The organism is Halomonas sp. SpR1, from assembly GCF_031010175.1.
Classification (GTDB): Bacteria; Pseudomonadota; Gammaproteobacteria; order Pseudomonadales; family Halomonadaceae; genus Vreelandella.
In genome coordinates this window covers 332,554-352,127 of sequence record NZ_JAUAMB010000001.1, presented here as the reverse complement: position 1 = coordinate 352,127, position 19,574 = coordinate 332,554, and the positions used below count along the sequence as shown (strand labels likewise).

22 protein-coding genes are annotated in these 19,574 nt (G+C 52.9%); 20 read left to right on the top strand and 2 right to left on the bottom strand.

Annotated features, from left to right (window positions below; translation table 11 throughout):
• The first annotated feature begins 21 nt into the window (after positions 1-21).
• Genes ctaD through QT231_RS01700 form a run of 3 tightly spaced genes read left to right on the top strand, consistent with a single transcriptional unit; the run spans position 22 to position 3,214 of the window.
• On the top strand, positions 22-1,656 hold the full coding sequence (gene ctaD / locus QT231_RS01710; protein WP_308335212.1) for a cytochrome c oxidase subunit I: 1,635 nt from the start codon (positions 22-24) through the stop codon (positions 1,654-1,656).
• 41 nt (positions 1,657-1,697) lie between these two features.
• Entirely contained in the window at positions 1,698-2,357 is a 660-nt protein-coding gene (locus QT231_RS01705; protein ID WP_308335211.1) for a cytochrome c oxidase assembly protein, read from the top strand.
• Positions 2,354-3,214 (top strand): cytochrome c oxidase subunit 3, encoded by an 861-nt coding sequence (locus QT231_RS01700; protein WP_308335210.1) that lies wholly within the window; start codon positions 2,354-2,356, stop codon positions 3,212-3,214. Before QT231_RS01705 ends, QT231_RS01700 begins: the two co-directional genes overlap by 4 nt.
• 5 nt (positions 3,215-3,219) lie before the next feature.
• Here QT231_RS01700 and QT231_RS01695 read toward each other — a convergent pair whose 3' ends face one another.
• Positions 3,220-3,411 carry a DUF2909 domain-containing protein gene (locus QT231_RS01695; RefSeq protein WP_308335209.1) on the bottom strand — a complete coding sequence of 64 codons (192 nt, stop codon included), beginning with the start codon at positions 3,409-3,411 and terminating at the stop codon, positions 3,220-3,222.
• On the opposite strand from QT231_RS01695, the gene QT231_RS01690 reads away from it, so the two are divergent.
• The 13 genes from QT231_RS01690 to QT231_RS01630 all read left to right on the top strand — a co-directional run bounded on the left by QT231_RS01690 (position 3,410) and on the right by QT231_RS01630 (position 15,881).
• Positions 3,410-4,105: an SURF1 family protein gene (locus QT231_RS01690; RefSeq protein ID WP_308335208.1), complete on the top strand. Its 696-nt coding sequence runs from the start codon at positions 3,410-3,412 to the stop codon at positions 4,103-4,105. The two genes, QT231_RS01695 and QT231_RS01690, sit on opposite strands and share 2 nt — an antisense overlap.
• Positions 4,106-4,134: 29 nt before the next feature.
• A complete protein-coding gene (locus tag QT231_RS01685; protein WP_308335207.1) occupies positions 4,135-4,644 on the top strand; it encodes a hypothetical protein in 510 nt (169 codons plus the stop codon).
• Between the two features lie 33 nt (positions 4,645-4,677).
• Positions 4,678-5,730: a COX15/CtaA family protein gene (locus QT231_RS01680; protein ID WP_308335206.1), complete on the top strand. Its 1,053-nt coding sequence runs from the start codon at positions 4,678-4,680 to the stop codon at positions 5,728-5,730.
• A 14-nt stretch (positions 5,731-5,744) separates the two neighbouring features.
• On the top strand, positions 5,745-6,662 hold the full coding sequence (gene cyoE / locus QT231_RS01675) for a heme o synthase (RefSeq protein ID WP_308335205.1): 918 nt from the start codon (positions 5,745-5,747) through the stop codon (positions 6,660-6,662).
• Between the two features lie 133 nt (positions 6,663-6,795).
• Positions 6,796-7,263, top strand: coding sequence for a DUF2489 domain-containing protein (locus QT231_RS01670; protein ID WP_308335204.1), 468 nt, complete (start codon positions 6,796-6,798; stop codon positions 7,261-7,263).
• A 346-nt stretch (positions 7,264-7,609) separates the two neighbouring features.
• Positions 7,610-8,482: an OmpA family protein gene (locus QT231_RS01665; protein WP_308335203.1), complete on the top strand. Its 873-nt coding sequence runs from the start codon at positions 7,610-7,612 to the stop codon at positions 8,480-8,482.
• Positions 8,483-8,695: 213 nt separating this feature from the next.
• Entirely contained in the window at positions 8,696-10,618 is a 1,923-nt protein-coding gene (thrS, locus tag QT231_RS01660; RefSeq protein WP_308335202.1) for a threonine--tRNA ligase, read from the top strand.
• Between the two features lie 60 nt (positions 10,619-10,678).
• A complete protein-coding gene (infC, locus tag QT231_RS01655; protein WP_009287797.1) occupies positions 10,679-11,170 on the top strand; it encodes a translation initiation factor IF-3 in 492 nt (163 codons plus the stop codon).
• An 82-nt stretch (positions 11,171-11,252) separates the two neighbouring features.
• Complete coding sequence (gene rpmI, locus QT231_RS01650; protein ID WP_009724291.1) at positions 11,253-11,447, top strand: 50S ribosomal protein L35; 195 nt, start codon at positions 11,253-11,255, stop codon at positions 11,445-11,447.
• A gap of 64 nt (positions 11,448-11,511) precedes the next feature.
• Positions 11,512-11,865, top strand: coding sequence for a 50S ribosomal protein L20 (gene rplT / locus QT231_RS01645; protein ID WP_007114344.1), 354 nt, complete (start codon positions 11,512-11,514; stop codon positions 11,863-11,865).
• Between the two features lie 159 nt (positions 11,866-12,024).
• Positions 12,025-13,044 (top strand): phenylalanine--tRNA ligase subunit alpha, encoded by a 1,020-nt coding sequence (pheS, locus tag QT231_RS01640; RefSeq protein WP_007114343.1) that lies wholly within the window; start codon positions 12,025-12,027, stop codon positions 13,042-13,044.
• Between the two features lie 26 nt (positions 13,045-13,070).
• Entirely contained in the window at positions 13,071-15,452 is a 2,382-nt protein-coding gene (gene pheT / locus QT231_RS01635) for a phenylalanine--tRNA ligase subunit beta (protein ID WP_308335201.1), read from the top strand.
• A gap of 129 nt (positions 15,453-15,581) precedes the next feature.
• Positions 15,582-15,881, top strand: a complete 300-nt coding sequence (locus QT231_RS01630) for an integration host factor subunit alpha (protein ID WP_035579533.1) — start codon at positions 15,582-15,584, stop codon at positions 15,879-15,881.
• 167 nt (positions 15,882-16,048) lie between these two features.
• Here the strand turns inward: QT231_RS01630 and QT231_RS01625 are convergent, their stop codons facing one another.
• Positions 16,049-16,255, bottom strand: a complete 207-nt coding sequence (locus tag QT231_RS01625) for a DUF2788 domain-containing protein (protein WP_308335200.1) — start codon at positions 16,253-16,255, stop codon at positions 16,049-16,051.
• Positions 16,256-16,398: 143 nt separating this feature from the next.
• On the opposite strand from QT231_RS01625, the gene QT231_RS01620 reads away from it, so the two are divergent.
• The 4 genes from QT231_RS01620 to clpP all read left to right on the top strand — a co-directional run bounded on the left by QT231_RS01620 (position 16,399) and on the right by clpP (position 19,562).
• The gene (locus QT231_RS01620; protein ID WP_308335199.1) at positions 16,399-16,863 is read left to right on the top strand and encodes a flavodoxin; all 465 of its coding nucleotides are present in this window, start codon (positions 16,399-16,401) and stop codon (positions 16,861-16,863) included.
• Between the two features lie 3 nt (positions 16,864-16,866).
• Positions 16,867-17,244 carry a hypothetical protein gene (locus QT231_RS01615; RefSeq protein ID WP_308335198.1) on the top strand — a complete coding sequence of 126 codons (378 nt, stop codon included), beginning with the start codon at positions 16,867-16,869 and terminating at the stop codon, positions 17,242-17,244.
• Between the two features lie 279 nt (positions 17,245-17,523).
• Positions 17,524-18,876, top strand: coding sequence for a trigger factor (gene tig / locus QT231_RS01610; protein WP_308335197.1), 1,353 nt, complete (start codon positions 17,524-17,526; stop codon positions 18,874-18,876).
• 68 nt (positions 18,877-18,944) lie between these two features.
• On the top strand, positions 18,945-19,562 hold the full coding sequence (gene clpP / locus QT231_RS01605) for an ATP-dependent Clp endopeptidase proteolytic subunit ClpP (protein ID WP_308335196.1): 618 nt from the start codon (positions 18,945-18,947) through the stop codon (positions 19,560-19,562).
• The last annotated feature ends 12 nt before the right edge of the window (positions 19,563-19,574 follow it).

Sequence of the window (19,574 nt, the reverse complement as noted above, 5' to 3'; positions counted from 1 at the left end):
AACAATATTTCGGAGAGTCACATGGCGCCCAAACTACCTCCACAGCCCTCGCTGCAACATAGCACTACAGCCGTCGCCGATGGCCAGAGTCATGGTCATGCTGCGCCGCCAAAAGGTATCTTACGCTGGCTACTGACCACCAACCACAAAGAGATCGGCTCTCTTTACCTGATTTTTTCGCTGACGATGTTTTTCATTGGCGGAATCTTTGCCCTGGTGGTGAGGGCCGAGCTTTTTCAACCCGGCCTGCAACTGATCGAACCAGAGTTTTTTAACCAGATGACCACCATGCATGGTTTGATCATGGTGTTCGCCGCTGTAATGCCCGCTTTCACCGGCTTAGCCAACTGGATGATACCGCTGCAGATCGGTGCGCCGGATATGGCGTTACCCCGGTTAAATAATTTCAGTTTTTGGCTGCTTCCTGTTTCATTCACGCTGTTACTGTCAACGCTGCTTATGCCCGGTGGAGGGCCAAACTTCGGCTGGACATTCTATGCGCCGCTATCGACGAATTTTGCTCCCCCCTCGACAACTTTCTTTATTCTCGCCCTGCATATTGCCGGTATTAGCTCTATTCTCGGCGCCATCAATATTATCGCGACCATACTAAATATGCGTGCGCCGGGTATGCGTTTAATGGATATGCCGCTGTTTGTTTGGACTTGGCTGATTACTGCTTTTCTGCTGATTGCTGTGATGCCGGTTTTGGCGGGTGTGATTACTATGATGCTGATGGATATTAACTTTGGAACCAGTTTCTTCGATGCTGCAGGCGGTGGGGATCCGGTGCTGTTTCAGCATCTGTTCTGGTTCTTTGGCCACCCCGAAGTGTACATCATGATTCTGCCTGCCTTTGGCATTGTGTCGGCGATCATCCCTACCTTTGCGCGTAAGCCTCTGTTCGGTTACGCATCGATGGTGTATGCCACGGCTGCCATTGCATTACTGTCATTTCTAGTCTGGGCTCACCATATGTTTATAGTCGGGCTCCCGCTGGTGGCAGAACTGTTTTTTATGTACTCCACCATGCTGATTGCCGTGCCTACCGGGGTTAAGGTGTTTAACTGGGTTACTACACTGTTTCGCGGCTCAATCAGCTTTGAATCGCCGATGCTATTTGCCCTGGCCTTTGTGGTGCTGTTTACCATCGGCGGCTTCTCCGGCCTGATGTTGGCCATCGCCCCGGCGGATTTTCAGTATCACGATACCTACTTTGTGGTGGCTCACTTCCACTATGTGCTGGTACCTGGGGCAATCTTCGCCATTATGGCTGGGGTCTATTACTGGCTGCCTAAATGGACTGGGCATTACCCCAACGAGAAGCTCGCCCAGTGGCACTTCTGGTTCTCGATTATTGGTGTCAATTTAACCTTCTTCCCAATGCACTTTGCGGGCTTAGCGGGTATGCCGCGGCGAATCCCTGACTATGCCCTTCAGTTTGCCGACTTTAATTTGCTCTCAAGTGTCGGTGCCTTCTTCTTCGGCGCATCTCAGCTGCTATTTGTATTGGGCGTCATACTGTGTGTGCGCGGCGGCAAAAAAGCGCCAGCAAAAGCTTGGGAGGGTGCAGAAGATTTAGAGTGGACGGTGCCTAGCCCAGCGCCGCTGCATACGTTTGAAACGCCACCTGTGTTTCATCGTACGTCCCACTAATGACGAAATAGAGCACATGGGGCGCTAGCCCAAGAGGTGTTATGGACGATCAAGAACAGGCAAAAGTGGGGGTGCGCCGTACGGTTATTAGGACAGTCGCCGTACTGGTCGGCATGTTTGGGTTTGCCTTTGCACTGGTGCCGCTCTATGACGTTTTTTGCCAGATCACCGGTCTTAACGGCAAGGTAGATGCCACGGCGCAAAGCATCGTGCATGAAGAGGTGGATGAGTCGCGTTATATCAACGTGCAATTTATCACTCGCGGCAGCCCCGGCTTGCCGTGGCAGATGAGCGTTGAAATGCGCCAGATGAGCGTGCACCCCGGGCAAATGGCAGAAGTCGATTTTACCTTCACCAACAATAGCCATAGCGAAAGCTGGGGGAGAGCAGTGCCCAGTGTGTCTCCCTCTACTGCCACGACACATCTACGTAAAATCAGCTGTTTCTGCTTTCAGGAGCAGCAGTTGCAGGGTAATGAGCGGTTAACCATACCGTTGGTATTCCAGCTATCGCGTGATCTGCCTGACGATATTAATACCATTACGCTGGTGTATACCCTCTACCCGGTAGAGCATGCGATTCAAAATGCAGCATTGAATAATACGCTTAAGAGCAGCGCTAACAGTGACTTTGAAAACGACCTTAAAAACAATCTCAGTAACGAGCTCAAAAACAATAAAGCGGCGGGAGAAGCGATATGAGCAGTGGTAGCTATTACGTTCCGGCGAGCAGTCGGTGGCCTGTTCTTGGCTCGGTGGCCCTTGGTGCCATGATGGTCGGTACCGGTATCAAGCTTGTCTATGACACCGGCTTGCCGCTGATGCTAATTGGCGTGGTGGGCATTATTGCGGTGATGGCTCTCTGGTTCCGTGACGTTATTAGCGAGTCTCGGGGAGGGCTGTATGATGCTCAAATGGATCGCTCATTTCGCTGGGGCATGGGCTGGTTTATTTTTTCGGAAGTGATGTTTTTCGCCGCATTTTTTGGCGCGCTGTTTTACGTACGGATGTTTGCTATCCCATGGCTAGGAGGGGAAGGGGCAAAAGGCGTTTCCGCGTTGCTATGGCCTGACTTTGTAGCCACATGGCCGCTGCTAAACCCGCCTGACTCGTCAATCGTTGGGGCCCGCCAAGTGTTTAGTCCGTGGCAGTTGCCGCTTGTTAACACGCTGATTTTGATAACTTCCAGTATTACATTAACGATTGCCCATGAGGCGTTAAAGGAGGGCTATCGCAAGACATGCCGCAATTGGTTAGCGGGTACGGTACTTCTGGGTGTCTGTTTCATTTTTATTCAGGGCATCGAGTACTACGAGGCCTACGCGCATTACGGAATTACCCTGGAAGCCGGGATTTTTGGTGCGACGTTCTTTATTTTGACGGGGTTTCATGGGGTTCACGTCATTATCGGCACGCTGATTTTAGCCACCATGCTGGTGCGTATTATTAAAGGGCACTTCGCTGACGAAAACCATTTTGGTTTTGAAGCCTCATGCTGGTATTGGCACTTTGTTGATGTGGTCTGGGTGGGGCTGTTTATTTTTGTTTATGTCTTGTAGTCGGATCAGCCTAATTGACCCGACCAGTAGCCATAAATGATAAGGGCCATGAGCAGGCAGGCTAAGCCAATTCTCCATTTGAGAGAGCGTAATAGGCGGCGTGAAGACACGTTGTCGCGCAATAGGAAGCCTGCTCCCATGGCCAAGCTGATGACCATCGCAATAAATACGGCGGCAATGAGTAGTTGTAACCACATGATGAAACCCTCTCGGCAATGGCGTTTTTATAGTTGGTGTCTGTTCTGGAGTCTGCTGGTGGTGTTAGGCACCTATCTAGGACTATGGCAGTGGGAGAGGGCAGATGACAAGCAGTTAGCCATCGCTCTTCGTGCTGCAGCCCCTGCCTTGGTGTATCCCACCGAGCAGCCAGCTCAAGGTGCCCGGGTAACGTTGCGGGGGCAGTATTTAGCCGAGCAAACGCTCTATTTGGATAACCGCGTTGTAGACGGAAAAGTGGGCGTTGCGGTATTAACGCCGCTGCGTGATGACCACGGGCAGCTTTGGCTTGTGCAGCGAGGTTTTTTAGCCACCGGGCCGCGTCGCGAGTCACCTTATGTAGCCACACCCAGTGGCGTGGTTGAGTTGACCGGCGAGTGGCAGGAGGTTCAAACGGGAGGGCCGTTATATGGGGAGAATAGAGAAGGTGTGAGGCTGCAACAGCTTAGTCATGAGCCCTGGCACGCTTCACTAGGCTCATTTAGCTACCCAGGCTGGTTGCACGCCAGCGAGGGCGACGGGGTTTTGGTTCCTTGGTGGGAGGCCAATGTAATGCCGCCTAGTCGGCATATGGGCTACGCCTTTCAGTGGTGGGGGTTAGCCCTGGCGGCGTTGATAGTCATGTTCATCGGTGGTCGGAAATTACGTCGCGATAAGGTACAACAAAGCGTTTAGGTAATAAAAATAAACAGGGGTGAAGACCTATGCAGGATGCCAAGCACATTCGCCGCCAACGGCTAAAATTAATCCTTATTTTTGCAATATTTGCGGCGCCCATGGTGGCTGCCTGGGGGATGGTCGAGTTCCGGATTGGTATTCCAGATCAGCATACAGCTCATGGAAAGGTGGATGTGGCGTTACCCGTTCTCGATGAGTGGCCTTTAACAACCGCCGCTGCCAATGGCCAAGAAGCGTGGATACTGGCCTTTGACTGCGCTCAGCAGTGTGAACAGCGTAAGGATGAGTTTTGGCGTTTACATCGCGCTTTAGGACGCGAAGCGCCGCGATTAACCCGTCTGAGAATTGGCGGTGACCCCGAACCGCTACCGGGAGAGATGACCAGCGAATGGCAGCATTTGCCACCATGGCGTGAAGATAATGCAGTGTGGTTGCTTGATCCTATGGGGCGCCCGGCATTGGCATTCGATGCAAATGTAGCCACTAAGTACGTGCTCGACGATATCCAGCATTTACTCAAAGTGAATCCTCAATAAAACGGGCTAACTCCCTGCTGTTAAGGAAACACCATGCACGATTCATGTGAACGCCGCTTACGTTGGTTAGTGCGATTAACGCTGGTAGGTACTCTGTTTACTGCAGTGGTTATGTTAGTAGGCGCCTGGACGCGTTTAGTTGATGCGGGTTTGGGCTGCCCGGACTGGCCGGGTTGCTACGGTAAACTACTCGTCCCTGATGGCGACTTTGCCACGCTGCGCCACCCAGATGTGCCGTTGGAGCCCTTCAAAGCGTGGGTGGAAATGGTTCATCGCTATATCGCGACTCTGTTAGGGGTGGTGGTGCTCAGCGTTGTCGCCTTAGGTTGGTCGTTGCGCCGTCGTCGGGATTACCCGTGGCGAATGAGCTTGATGCTGCTAGCGGTTATTTTGCTCCAGGGCGCCTTTGGGGCCTTCACCGTTACGCTCAAGTTATGGCCCCAAGTCGTTACCCTGCATCTAATGGGTGGGCTGAGCGTATTGCTACTGTTTTTTTGGCTGCACCTTCGCTTACGTCTCGCCGCGACGCCAACGTCAACAAGTGAGCCTCGGCGGGTTAATGCATGGTGGGGGATTGCGGCATGTTTGCTGGTTGTACAATTGGCGCTAGGTGGCTGGGTGTCCAGCAATTATGCCGGTATCGCTTGCCAGGGATTTCCTACTTGCAATGGCCAGTGGATGCCAGCGATGGATATTAGCGAGGGCTTTCATCTCACCCAGACCGTAGGCCCCAATTATTTACATGGGCAGTTGCATGCCGATGCGCGTACCGCAATTCAAGTAGTTCATCGCCTGGGTGCATTGCTGCTTGGTGTCGGGCTAATAGCGCTCTGGTGGCGCTATCGGCAGTGGCAGAGTGCTGCAAGGCCGTTAGCGATTGTCATCGGTTTGTATGCGCTACAGGCTGCGTTGGGGGTTGCCAATGTGCTTCTTTGGCTGCCGTTATGGCTGGCGCTGCTGCACACCGCTGGCGCCATCGCGTTGGCTGTTGGACTCGTTTGGGCCTGGTGGCGTTGGCGCTATCAAGAGGCTGGCGTCTACTCAACGACCACTCATTCACCCTATAACAACGTTATCGCTCAATAAAAGGGAAGCATGCCATGCGAAATATAACAATGACGCTACCCACGGCACTGCCTTCTATGGTGTGGGGCTGGAAAGAACTACTAGGCCTGTGCAAGCTTAAAGTGGTGGCGGTTATGTTGGTATGTACCGCCGTAGGGATGGCTTTAGCCACCCCAGGTCTACCAGCGTTGACGAGTGTCACCTTCGGTCTAGCCGGTATAGGTTTGGCCTCTTGCGGTGCAGCTGCTTTTAATCATGTCATCGACCGTCACTTGGATGCGGTAATGACGCGAACATCTCGCCGCCCAGTGGCAAGCAAACGACTACCCGTGGCGATCGCCATAGCTTGGGCGTGCTTGCTGTCTGTCGCGGGTGTTGCGTTATTGGCATGGCAGGTTAACCACTTAACGGCTGTGCTAACCTTTGCCTCACTGATTGGTTATGCGTTGATTTATACCGCTTTTCTAAAGCGGGCTACACCACAAAATATCGTTATAGGGGGAGTGGCTGGCGCGGCACCGCCACTCTTGGGATGGGTCGCAATCACTGGTCAAATCACCCCTGAGCCGCTACTGCTGATGCTGATTATTTTTGCTTGGACACCGCCACACTTCTGGGCGCTGGCCATTCATAAGCGCGATGATTATGCGCGCGCGGGGATTCCCATGTTGCCTGTTACTCATGGTATCCCTTTTACACGGCTGCAGATTTGGCTGTATGGATGGTTAACTGTGTTAGCGACATTATTGCCGGTGATGATAGGTATGAGTGGCGCGCTTTACCTGTTTATCGTGGTGTGTCTGAATGCACGCTTTATGGTCTGGAATTGGCGAGTGTGGCGTGGACAGGATTTCGCTGCCCCTATCGGCGCATTTTGGTTCTCGATTCGCTACCTGTTGGGGGTTTTCGGGGCACTACTACTCGATCACTACGCTGCGGCGCTGGTCTGGTAATCCAGCGTATAAAGTGATCCTAGGGGCAGGCATTCAGCCAGAGAGGAAGACAAGTCTGGATGCTGTTGGCCTAATGGTGGTATAAGGGTGTACAATTTTCGTCAAGTAATTTATTCGCTTAATGAGGAGTTGCATGAACTCAACGGTAGCGCTGGTACTACTGGCCGTGGCGATTGCAGTGGTTATAGGGCTATGCTTCTACGCATGGTCGTTACGTAAAGAGGTCAGCCGCAGAGAAGCTTATCGACGCGATGAAGATGCTCGTGCTCAACAAAATAGCTTAGAAAACCTCGATTATGTTGCGAGCGCGCTGGTTCAGGAGCAGGTTGATATTACCGAGGGCGCTTGGCGTTGCAAGGTGCTATTAGAGATCATTGACCCTAGTTTAACGGAACGCACTGAATTTCAGGCGTTTGCCGAGCATTACAACCGTACTCAACACCTGAATACGCACTCCGCGCGTCAGCAACTGACCGCTAGAGAACGTATGCAAGAAGACAAAGAGCGCTTGAAGGCGGAAGATGATATGCGCGAAGCCGTATTGGAAGCTGCTAGGGCAGTGCTGAAATGGCGTGCCCAAGGTAAAAACGCGCTGCATTGATTACTGGTTTTGAGCGGTTTTGGCCGCGCAAAAGCATAGCAAACTAATTTTTAGTGACCATCGCGGCAATTTTGCTATGCTGAAGTATGTCGGTATTGGCAAGAAGTTGATATCTTGGCATTGTTGCCTTTTAGCGCTTAGGCGTTAATGATAGGCACACCGTTTTGTGTTCACTGGGTGCTGAGCATTTAGTACACAGGTACTAGTACTGATAGCTTGTACTGATAGCTTGGTGCAAAACTGGTGACACAGAACAGGCGAAAAATGGATGCTCTCGCAATAAGAAGCATTGGATAGATTTGGTCACTTAAGGCCATTTCAGCATTGGATCAAGAAGGAGTCTTGCATGAAAAAATCAACGACTGGCTTGCTAATCGGTTCTGCACTGGTAGTTGGCCTTTCTGGCTGTGCCAGCTCGGCCTCACAGTCTTCCGGCCAAGCAAGCGCTAGCAGCAGTGACCGTAGCTGGTACCAGCACCCGGCAGTATGTGGTCTAGCCGGCGGTTTGATCGGTGGCAGCATTGGCTACGCCACCAGCAGTAGTTCTGATGAAGAGAGCGGCGCTGCTACTGGTGCCGCAGCTGGTGCTGCGATCGGCGGACTGCTATGCGCCGATCGCACCCCTGAGCCGGTTGCACCCCAGTGCCCGAGCTACGGCGAAGTGCCCGCTGGTGTTGCTGTTGACGCCGAAGGCTGCCCGCTAGATTCTGACGGTGACGGCGTGCCGGACTACCGTGATCAGTGCCCAGGCACACCCGCTGGCGTTGAAGTGAATGCCAATGGTTGCCCGCTTGACTCCGATAACGACGGCGTGCCGGACTACCGCGATCAGTGCCCGAATACCCCTGCTGGCGTAGAAGTTAACGCCTTGGGTTGCCCGGATAGCGTTGTTCTACAGGATGTTAACTTCGAGTTTGACTCTGCTCAGTTAACTCCCAACGCTCAGAATGTGCTGAACGGCGTTGCCGAACGTTTGGTGAACAACCCTGATGTTCGCGTAAGCATTGAAGGCCATACTGATTCACGCGGTTCTGACGAGTACAACAAAAACTTGTCACAAGAGCGTGCCCAGTCTGTTGCGTCTTACCTTGCAAGCCGCGGCGTAGCCTCTAACCGCATGCGTGCGGTAGGTTACGGTGAAGAGCGCCCGATCGCCTCTAATGAGACTGAAGAAGGTCGTTTCCAGAACCGTCGTGTTGAACTGGATGAGTGGAACTAAGTTCACTTATCACCCGGGTTTTGCTGATTGGTTTATAAAAGGCTAGCTGCAATTCACGGATAAAGAAACGGGAGGCTTATGCCTCCCGTTTTTATTTTAAGCAGTCAGCAATTCTGCTAATCTTGCCGCTGTTTTAGTTTTGCACCTCCCCAAGACCATTGATAGCGAAATGTGATCCTTGGTATGGATCACCACTGCGCTCAAGGAATCTGAATGCCTATTGTTACTCTGCCCGACGGCAGCCAAAGAACGTTTGAAGCACCGCTGACCATTATGCAGCTTGCAGAATCCATTGGCCCTGGTTTGGTTAAGGCCTGTGTTGCTGGGAAAATCGATGGCGTGTTGGTGGATGCCGCTGACCTGATTGAGCAAGATGCGGAAGTGGCTATCATCACCGCACGTGACCCTGAAGGCCTGGAGATTATCCGTCACTCCTGCGCCCACCTCGTCGGTCATGCGGTTAAGCAGATGTACCCCGAGGCTAAAATGGCCATCGGCCCGGTTATCGAAGATGGTTTCTACTACGATATTGAGTTTGGTCAATCGGTTACACCCGAAGACCTGGAAGCCATTGAAGCGCGTATGCAGTCACTGATAGAGCGCGAGTACGATGTGGTGCGCGAGTATGTTGATCGCGACCAGGCAATGCTAACTTTTTTGCATCGTGATGAACCTTATAAGCAGGAGATAGTGCGCGATATCCCCGATGACGCGACAATCCGGCTTTATCATCATGAAGAGTATGTTGACATGTGCCGCGGGCCGCACGTGCCGAATACCCGCCACTTAAAGGCCTTCAAACTTACCAAGCTGGCAGGCGCCTATTGGCGTGGTGACGCGGCTAACACCATGCTAACGCGTATCTATGGCACTGCATGGGGCGATAAAAAACAGCTTAAAGCTTATGTAAAGCGTCTTGAAGAAGCAGAGAAGCGCGATCATCGTAAGCTGGCTCGTCGTCTGGATCTCTTTCACATGCAGGAAGAGGCGCCGGGAATGATATTCTGGCACCCAAATGGCTGGGCGCTATGGCAACAGATCGAACAATATATGCGCGGCGTCTACAAAGAGGGTGGCTATCAAGAAATACGCTGTCCCCAGATTATGGACGTATCGCTTTGGAAGAAATCAGGGCACTGGGATAACTACGCGGACGGCATGTTCTTTACTGAGTCTGAAAAGCGTGAGTATGCCCTTAAACCGATGAACTGCCCAGGGCACGTTCAGGTGTTTAATTCCGGCTTGCGCAGCTACCGTGAACTGCCTGTTCGTTTTGGTGAGTTCGGTGGTTGCCACCGTAACGAGCCATCAGGTGCTTTGCACGGCATCATGCGTGTGCGGGCATTTACCCAGGATGATGGCCATGTTTTTTGTACAGAAGCCCAAGTTGAGCCTGAAGTAACTGATTTTCATCGCCAGGCGCTGAAGGTGTATAGCGATTTCGGCTTTGACGATATTGCTATTAAAATTGCTCTTCGCCCAGAAAAACGCATTGGCAGTGATGAGGTTTGGGATCGTGCAGAAGATGCGTTGCGCAGTGCATTAAAAAGCTGTGGCGTTGAATGGCAGGAACTTCCTGGCGAAGGTGCGTTCTATGGCCCCAAGATCGAGTACCACATGAAAGATTGCCTGGGTCGCGAATGGCAGGTTGGTACTATGCAGGTCGATTTTATGATGCCAGAGCGCCTTGGAGCCCAATATGTCACTGAAGAGGGGCAACGTAAGTCGCCGGTGATGCTGCATCGTGCTATTGTTGGCTCCATGGAGCGCTTCATTGGCATCTTGATTGAACATTATGCTGGCGCTATGCCATTATGGTTGGCGCCTCAGCAGGCGGTTGTCATGACTATCACCGATTCACAGCGTGAATATGCGCTTGAATTAGAGAATCGCCTGCAAAAAAGTGGTTTGCGTGTTAAAGCGGACTTGAGGAACGAGAAGATCGGCTTTAAAATCCGTGAGCATACGTTACAGAAAGTTCCCTATCTCCTTGTGGTGGGAGATAAGGAAGTCGAAGCTGACTCAGTGGCCGTGCGAACACGCAGCGGCGAAAACCTCGGTACAATGACGGTCGATGAATTCATTGAACGCCATACTGCCGAGAGAGCAGCCCTGGCGACATCGTCAATTGCCTAAGGAGACGGAACGATCAAGAGAAGCAACCAGCGCGGGCGTCCAGCAGACAAACGCCCACCAATGAACGAGCGAATTGTCGAAGAAGAAGTGCGTCTAATAGGTAGCGACGGTGAGCAGTTGGGTGTCGTGCCCACCACCGAAGCGCTAGAGCGTGCTGAATCTGAAAGCTTAGATCTCGTACAAATTTCGAATGCCGACCCCATCGTCTGTAAGATTATGGATTACGGCAAGTTCGTTTTTGAGACCAAGAAGCAGAAAGCGGCTCAAAAGAAGAAGCAGAAGCAAATCCAGGTTAAGGAAGTTAAATTCCGTCCTGGCACCGATGAAGGCGATTATCAGGTCAAGCTTAAAAACCTGACGCGCTTTCTGGAAGGTGGTGACAAGGGCAAAGTCACACTGCGCTTCCGTGGTCGTGAAATGGCGCATCAGGACATCGGCCGCAAGCTGATGGAAAGGATCGCGGCAGACCTGGAAGAGATCGGAGTGGTAGAGGCTTTTCCGAAAATGGAAGGCCGCCAAATGATCATGATTATTGCCCCGAAGAAGAAGTGATCCAACGGCGATGTCAACGGGCTACCGTTAAACCGGTGGTCGGCCCTGGGTTTTCTAAAAAATATCGAGCGGAGTTTTCCTCATGCCGAAAATCAAAAGCAACAGTGGCGCTGCCAAGCGCTTTAAGAAGACGGCTAATGGCTTTAAGCACAAGCAGTCTTTTCGTAGCCACATCTTGACCAAGAAGTCGACCAAGCGTAAGCGTCAGCTGCGTGGAATGAAGCAGATCCACGCGTCCGACAAAGCGCTTATCCAGCGTATGCTGCCGAATCTGTAAGTCGGGATTTCGTTTTTCTGAGCGCACAATTTTTTTGCCTCAGCCTTAAAGTCAGGAGTGTGTTATGACTCGAGTTAAACGTGGCGTAGTAGCGCGTCGTCGCCATAAAAAAGTATTGAAGCTTGCCAAAGGTTACTACGGTGCCCGTTCGCGCGTTTTCCGCGTTGCCAAGCAAGCCGTTATTAAAGCCGGTCAGTACGCTTACCGTGACCGTCGCAACCGTAAGCGCCAGTTCCGCGCGCTTTGGATCCAGCGTATTAACGCCGGTGCGCGCGTCAACGGTATGTCTTACAGCCGCTTTGTAGGTGGCCTTAAGAAAGCCGGTATCGAAATCGACCGTAAAGTATTGGCCGATTTGGCAGTTCACGAGAAGGCTGCATTTGCCGCCATCGTGGAAAAAGCCAAGGCTGCCCAATAAGGTAGTATGCACGGGGCGTTTGCCCGTGTTACGTGCCTGAGGTCATTTCAGAGTGACCCATCCAGGGGAAGAGCAGCCGCTCTTCCCCTGTTTTTTTGTCACCTTCAACGTGCCACGCCATCTTTACCGATGGACACCGCTTAATTCGGAGTGAAACGGATGGATCACCTTCCTACTCTGGTCTCTGAGGCGCGCGACGCCATTCAGGCTGCGCAGAGTGTCGCCGCACTAGACGAGTTACGAGTACGCTACTTAGGTAAAAAAGGTGAGGTAACTGCCTTACTGAAAGGCCTGGGTAAGCTGTCAGCCGAAGAGCGCCCGGCGGCAGGCGAGCGTATTAACCAAGCCAAGCAAACGCTGGCGGACGAAATTGATGCTAAGCGCGAGCAACTTGAAAGCGCTGCGCTGAATGCCCGCTTGGCCGCTGAAAGTATCGATGTCACCTTGCCGGGGCGTGGCCAGGCCAGTGGTGGGTTGCATCCTGTGACGCGTACTCTCGAACGTATAGAGGGCCTGTTTACACGTATTGGTTATGACGTGGCGGTAGGGCCTGAAATTGAAGACGACTATCACAATTTTGAAGCCCTCAATATTCCCGCACACCATCCTGCGCGTGGCATGGCCGATACCTTCTATTTTGACGCCACACGTTTGCTGCGTACTCACACCTCGCCGGTGCAAGTGCGCACTATGAAAAGCAGCGAGCCGCCCATTCGTATCGTTTGTCCAGGGCGCGTCTATCGAAGCGACTCCGATTTGACCCACACGCCGATGTTCCATCAAGTGGAGGGTTTGTTGGTGGATGAAGGGGTTAGTTTTGCTGACCTTAAAGGGACAATCGAAGATTTTCTTCAGGCATTTTTTGAGCGCGACGATCTTTCGGTGCGTTTCCGTCCCTCCTACTTTCCGTTCACTGAACCCTCCGCCGAAGTGGATATTCAGTGTGTGATGTGTAGTGGGGCAGGCTGCCGTGTCTGTTCCCATAGCGGCTGGTTGGAAGTGATGGGCTGTGGCATGGTGCATCCTGAAGTCTTCCGCCACTCGGGCATTGATACCGAGCGCTATACCGGATTTGCCTTCGGAATGGGGGCTGAGCGTTTGGCAATGCTGCGCTACGGCGTGAATGATTTACGCCTGTTCTTTGAAAATGATCTGCGCTTTTTACGTCAATTCGCTTAAGACCGCCGCCGAATACAGGATCAACCATGAAATTTTCAGAACAATGGCTGCGTGAGTGGGTATCGCCGCAGCTTGAAACCCAGGCAATGGCCGACCAAATCACCATGGCGGGCTTGGAGGTCGACGCTGTTGAAGCGGTCGCTGCGCCCTTCAGCGGCGTGGTGGTGGCTGAGGTGCTGAGCAAAGAGAAGCACCCTGACGCAGATAAGCTCAATGTGTGCAGCGTGGATGACGGCAGTGGCGAGCCTGTGCAGGTTGTCTGCGGGGCGCCCAATGTGGACGTTGGCCAGAAAGTTCCCTTTGCCCAGGTAGGCGGCGTGCTGCCGGGTGACTTCAAGATCAAAAAAGCCAAACTGCGCGGCGTTGAATCGCGGGGGATGATCTGTTCTGCCTCCGAGCTGGGGCTTGAAGAGGAGACGTCGCCGGGCATTCTGGTGCTGTCGGCTTCAGCGCCAGTGGGTGTCGATTTCCGAGAGTTCATGCACCTTAATGACATGACCATTGAGGTCGACCTGACGCCTAATCGTGGCGATTGCCTAAGTATTAAAGGGATGGCGCGTGAAGTCGGCGTACTTAACCGCTTGCCGGTTAGTGGGCCGGCAATAGCACCGGTGGCGGCTGAGGTTGACGATAGCTTTGCGGTTAGCATTGAGGCCTCGGAGCAGTGCCCTCGCTATATTGGCCGCGTAATCAAAGGCGTTAATGTTAAGGCTGAAACGCCACTGTGGATGGTCGAACGGTTGCGCCGTAGTGGTGTGCGCTCTATTGACCCGGTGGTGGATATTACCAACTACGTCATGCTGGAATTAGGCCAGCCGATGCACGCCTTTGATCGTGACAACCTGCAAGGCGGCATGGTTGTGCGCATGGCCAAGCCAGGCGAGAAGCTGACGCTGCTGGACGGAAATGAAGTGGAGCTGCGTCCTGAAACACTGGTGATTGCCGATCATTCCGGCCCGCTAGCCATGGCAGGGGTGATGGGGGGGGAAAACTCCGGCGTTAATCAGAATACTCAGACTATTTTCCTGGAATCGGCTTTCTTCACACCACTTGCCATTGCGGGGCAAGCGCGATCCTACGGGCTGCATACCGATGCATCGCATCGCTTTGAGCGTGGTGTTGATCCGCAGTTGACGCCAGTCGCCGTCGAGCGTGCCACACAGCTTTTGATTGAGATCTGCGGTGGTCAGGCTGGCCCTGTTGTTGAGGCTCAAAGTGCTGAGCATATGCCTGCAGAGCGCGCGATTCTGTTACGCAGTGCGCGTTTGGAAAAGGCGCTTTCCAAGGCCCTGGATAGTGATGATGTGACCGATATTCTGCAACGTCTAGGGCTTGATGTCAGCGTACAGGATGCCGGTTGGGCGGTGACTGCGCCAAGCTGGCGTTTTGACCTGGCCATCGAAGAAGACCTGATTGAAGAAGTCGCGCGTATCCACGGCTACAATAATTTGCCGGTGCGTCGCCCCGCGGCACGCTTGGCGCTGCGCTCCGCGGATGAAGCAACGCTCACCCAGGCACGGCTGCGCCGTCAGATGGTGGCGCGAGGTTTTCAGGAGGCGGTTACCTACAGTTTCGTGGCTCCCGAGCTGCAAGCGACCATGCTGCCTGATGCGGTAAGCCCTGTGCTGGCTAACCCTATCTCTGCTGACCTGTCGGTGATGCGCGCGAGCCTGTTTCCCGGTTTGGTGCGTGCCATGGAGTACAACCTTAACCGCCAGCAAACCCGCGTGCGGCTGTTTGAGACCGGGTTGGTCTTTAACGGAGAGTTGGATGCGTTGTCACAAGTACCGATGCTCGGCGCTTTGGTATGCGGTTCCCGTGAGGCCGAGGGCTGGAGTGATGCGAAAGATCGGGTAGATTTCTATGATCTAAAAGGCGATTTAGAAAGTCTCCTAGCCTTGGGCGGGGACGCCGATGCATGGCGCTTTGAGCCTGCTGAGCACCCGGCGCTGCACCCCGGCCAGAGTGCCCAGCTACTGCATTGCGGAAAGCCCGCTGGCTGGATTGGCACCCTGCACCCGCAGGTGCGCGCGATGCTTGGCTTAAAAATGGATGCCGTGCTGTTTGAAGTGCGCCTGGATGTGCTCAGCCAAGGACGGATTCCCGCTTTTGAGCCGCTTTCGCGTTTTCCTGAGGTGCGCCGTGATTTGGCGTTTATACTCAAAGAGGCTACTCCTGTGCAGGCGCTGCTGGATTGTGCCAAGCAACAAGCGGGGGAGTATCTGCAAGATATCAAACTATTCGATGTCTATGCGGGTAAAGGCGTAGCCGAAGGGCACAAGAGTATCGCATTGGGCTTGACCTGGCAGCATCCATCGCGCACGCTAAACGACGAAGAAATCAATCAGTTGGTTGATTCAATTGTGACACAAGTGCGTGTCAAGCTGGATGCGGAGCTGCGCGGCTAAGTAAGTAGCTAGAATTAGTACCTGGGCCACGTCACGATGCTTATCACGTTCTTGGCAATGCGTTTGCTACTGTGTATTTGATACAGAGCGTTTGTTGCTATGTTTGCTGCAAGGATAAGGAGAAGCCTTATGGGTGCGTTGACCAAAGCAGAGCTGGCTGAACATTTGCATGCTGAGCTAGCCCTGTCCAAGCGAGAAGCGAAGGCCATGGTCGAAGCTTTTTTTGAAGAGATTCGAGCCTGTCTGCGTGAGAACGAGCAGGTAAAGCTGTCGGGTTTTGGTAACTTTGATCTGCGTGATAAGCGCGAGCGACCAGGACGTAATCCTAAAACCGGTGAGGAAATCCCTATTTCTGCTCGGCGAGTCGTGACGTTTCGTCCAGGTCAGAAGCTCAAACAGCAGGTTGAGCACTATGTAGGCGGTGAGTAGTTTTTTGAGGCTATGGGGGTTATCCAATCCCAGGCAGCTTGGCTGCGCTCATGGCCGCCAGAGTCGATGCCTATTGAGACTTATGTCTTTTAAAAGGAGTGCCTTCTGGCGCTCCTTTTTCTTTTTATGATCCGAGCGTCTTGGTGGGGTTGGTTGCCTAGTGCCCCTTAAATGCCACCGCTTTCAATCAGCCAGGTAATCACCACTTTAATGACATAACCCAGCATGCCTGCGCCCAGTACGACAAACAGCATGATGGTGCCAAATTTGCCTGCGTTCGATTTTTTGGCCAAGTCCCAAATAATAAAACACATAAATAAGATCAGGCCGCCAATCATTAGCGGGGTGATCCAAGTCTCGAAGGTTTGCTGCATAGCCACTCCTGTGTGCTGCGTGTAAGTCATCCGGTACGGGTGATGTGTCTCATTCTAACCAGCCATGTTAATATTTGAGCAAATTCATCGGGTATTTGTCGACTTGACAGTTGGCACTGTGACACTTTGACAGGGGAGTGACGATGCCGAAGCTGAATATTTTGGTGGGCACCATGTATGGCGGTGCCTTAGACGTGGCAGAGCAGGTGAAGCCCCTATTTGAGCAGGCCGGTTACGCTGTGGCGATTCTGGAACAGCCTAGTGTCGATGATATCGTTGGTGGCGATGCTGATTTGGTGCTGTTTTGTGTATCGACCACGGGCAGTGGCGATTTTCCTGGCAGTTTCGTGCCCTTTGTGCGCAATTTGCGCGATCAAAGCCCCGCGCTTACGTCGCTTCGTTACGGTCTCATCGCCCTGGGTGATAGCTCCTATGGCGATACGTTTTGTGGCGCAGGCAGGGCGCTTGACGAGCTGCTGGCGGATCATGGTGCGACCCGATTAGGCGAGCGCCTAGAGATTGATGCCATGGAAACCTTTATGGCTGACGATGCTGCTGTTCCCTGGGTGGAAGAGTGGATCATTGCCCAGCAATTAGAGGTAGCCTGAACGATGCAGCGAGCGCCTACCTCGCCTGAGCGCATTAGCGTCGCGCTGGGCTTATGTATCGTTATGCTGGCGACCCTGCCTCGCTACATGGCGGGCGGGCATGAAACCCGCCAAACGCTGATCATCTTCGCTTTAGTATTGGTCTCCTTGGCGACTGTTGTGCAATGGCGCTTATTGGCCGTGGAGGCACGTAGGCGGCTGCCGCAACTGTGCAAACGGTTAGTTGCCATGCTGCTGCTAGGAATGGCAGTAATGGGCGGTTGGCACGCACTATTTACGGACTGGATTAGCTGGCAGGTGTTTATCTCCCATGGAGCAACCCTTGGGGTGCTGCTTCATGCGCTAAGCCTATGGTGGTCAGGTGAGCGTCAAGCTAGCTAGCGCTTTTTCTGCAGCGATTGAAAAAGTCGCTGCAAGGCGTACAAAGCAGTAGAATGGCAACAGTTATGCAGTGTGAGGGGCAATAATGAAGCCAAACACACCCTAAAACGGTTAATTGCTCGCTTATTGCCTTGTTTTTATAATCACTGCCCCCATGTTGCGAGCATGGCGCTTGCCACCATGCGTTGGGGTTCTTAAAATTGCCCCTTTGATCTTTTTAGACGCAATCAGCACAATTACACGCAATCAACACAACGCCCAGCCGTTAGAGGACAATTCATGCAAGTTTCTGTCGAGACGACCTCCCAGATCGAACGCCGCATTACCATTCAGGTGCCGGCTGCCGAAATCGACGAGGCCGTTAGCGCTCGCTTGAAAGACACCGCGAAGAATGTTCGCTTGAATGGTTTTCGCCAGGGCCGGGTGCCAATGGCAGTAGTCCAGCAGCGCTACGGCCAAGACGTACGTAATGAAGTAGTCAGCGAAGTGATGCGCGAGCGTTACGTGCGCGCTATTACCGAAGAAGGCCTGAACCCGGCTGGCTTCCCGCAAATTGAGCCATCGGTCAATGAGTCGGGTAAAGATTTAGAATTCGTTGCGGTCATGGAGATCTACCCGCAGGTCGAGCTGGCTTCAATCGAAGGCACAGAGATTGAGCGCCCGGTGGTTTCCGTCAGCGATGCCGATGTCGACGAAATGATCGATACGCTGCGTAAGCAAAACGCCGCCTGGGAAGAAGTGGACGCTGCGGCCGCCGACGGTGACCAAGTTACTATTGACTTCCAGGGGTATATCGGTGATGAGCCGTTTGAAGGCGGTAGCGCCGAAGGTCACACCCTAGTCATTGGCTCCAATAGCTTCATTCCCGGTTTTGAAGAGCAACTGATTGGCGCCAAAGCGGGTGAAGAGAAGACTCTTAATGTCACCTTCCCTGCAGATTACCAGGCCGAGCATTTGGCCGGTAAAGACGCTACCTTCAAGGTAACAGTGCACAAGGTCAGCAGCCAGGAACTGCCCGAGGTTGATGCTGAGTTTATCGAGCGCTTTGGCGTAGAAGGCGGTGACCAGGAAAAATTCCGCGCTGAAATCAAAAAGAACATGACCCGTGAAGCGTCGCAAGCCGTCGATAACCGGGTTAAGCAGCAAGTACTTGATGCGCTGAAAAAGGTTAACGAAATTCCTGTGCCTAGCGCTCTCGTTCAGCAAGAGACAGATGGCATGAAGCGCCAGGCGGCCCAGCAGTTTGGCCTGGGCGAAGACTTTGATGTTAGTCAGTTACCCAACGAGCTGTTCGAAGAGCAGGCCAAAGGCCGCGTTCAGGTTGGCTTGCTGCTGGCTGAAGTGATCAAGGCTAACGAACTTGATGCTGACGATGACGCTATCAAAGCCAAGGTAACCGAGCTGGCCGAGCAGTACCAAGACCCTGATGAAGTGGTTAGCTACTACATGGGTAATGAGCAGCTGAAAACCCAGGTAAAATCTGCCATTCTTGAAGAGAAGGCGGTGGCTAAGCTGCTTGAGCAAACGAACATTAAAGACGTTGAGATGTCTTACCAACAAGCCCTTGCCGCTGCGCAACAGCAGGCAGAGCAAGATGAGGGTGCCGAAGAGGGCGAGCAAGCGAGCGCCTAACACCTTGGAACGTGGCGCACCTGTATGTCGGTGCGCCTTTCCCTTCCCGGACGCAAGGAATCACCTGAATGAGTGAGTTTGATATTCAAAACGCCGGCGGTCTAGTGCCCATGGTGGTTGAGCAGAGCGCCAAAGGGGAAAGGGCCTACGACATCTACTCACGCCTGTTAAAAGAGCGCGTGATCTTTTTGGTAGGCCCTGTAGAAGACTACATGGCTAATCTGGTTGTCGCCCAGTTGCTGTTCCTGGAATCGGAAAATCCCGATAAAGATATTCACCTGTATATCAACTCGCCAGGTGGCTCTGTTACCGCGGGTATGTCGATTTACGACACGATGCAGTTTGTGAAGCCAGATGTCTCTACGGTATGTATTGGTCAGGCGGCCAGCATGGGCGCGCTGTTATTGACAGCTGGTGCTGCTGGTAAACGCTACTGTCTGCCTAACTCGCGGGTGATGATTCATCAGCCGCTAGGTGGTTACCAGGGCCAAGCGTCTGATATCGAAATTCATACCCGTGAAATTCTCGGTATTCGTGAAAAACTGAATCAAATTCTTGCCCATCACACGGGCCAGGATATTGAAACCGTTTCGCGTGATACCGATCGGGATAATTTCATGAGCGCCAATACAGCCAAAGAGTATGGTTTGATTGATGCAGTACTGGATAAGCGGCCTACATCCTGATAGCGTGATAGG